This window comes from Synechococcus sp. R6-10 (assembly GCF_047461815.1).
Classification (GTDB): Bacteria; Cyanobacteriota; Cyanobacteriia; order Thermostichales; family Thermostichaceae; genus Thermostichus.
The window spans coordinates 1-588 of the sequence record NZ_JANSHW010000755.1; the positions used below are offsets into that span (position 1 = coordinate 1).

General features: G+C 67.2%; 1 protein-coding gene and 1 pseudogene. Both read left to right on the plus strand.

Annotation, left to right across the window (positions count from 1 at the left end):
- On the plus strand, nt 1-320 hold a 320-nt coding region (locus tag NW837_RS15815), incomplete at its 5' end, for a hypothetical protein (RefSeq protein ID WP_414332672.1).
- Between the two features lie 32 nt (nt 321-352).
- Nucleotides 353-588, plus strand: a pseudogene (locus tag NW837_RS15820) (hypothetical protein); the annotation flags it as partial.

Sequence of the window (588 nt, forward strand, 5' to 3'; positions counted from 1 at the left end):
GGCATCAGGCGGTGGTGCGGGACGGCGCGGCGCGGATGGTCGAAACGGGCGGCTTGGCGGGCAGCGTCGTTGCGATGGACGCCTGCCTGCGCCACTGCGCCCAGACGCTGGGGCTGGAGGTCGCCTCGCTGGTGTGCGCGGCGAACCCCGCCCGCGCACTCGGCTACGAGACGGATTTAGGCACGCTGCGCGCGGGCGCGTGCGCCGATGTGATTCTCTGGAACCCGCACACACAAACAGTGGAGTATACTTATATCGACGGCGTTTTGCACGAATCGCAGCCGCTGTCGGCAGGAGTCTCTGAGCCTGCCCCGAAATAGGAGAGATAGCCCTGAAGGAGGTCCGTGAAACCATGTGGAGTGACGAGCAGACCCGCGAGAACCTGATGACCGAGTCGACGGAGGCGACGGCGAGCGTTGTGGAGACAGTTGCGACCGAGCCGAGTACCGACATCGAGAGCGCACGCGACGCGGAGGCGGCAACGCTGGCGGACGCGCCTCACGAGACGCCTGACCCCGTTGCCAGCGCACCCGAGCCCACCGCCGATGCGCCTGTATCTCCGATAGCCCCTGCGCCTGAGCCTGTTGC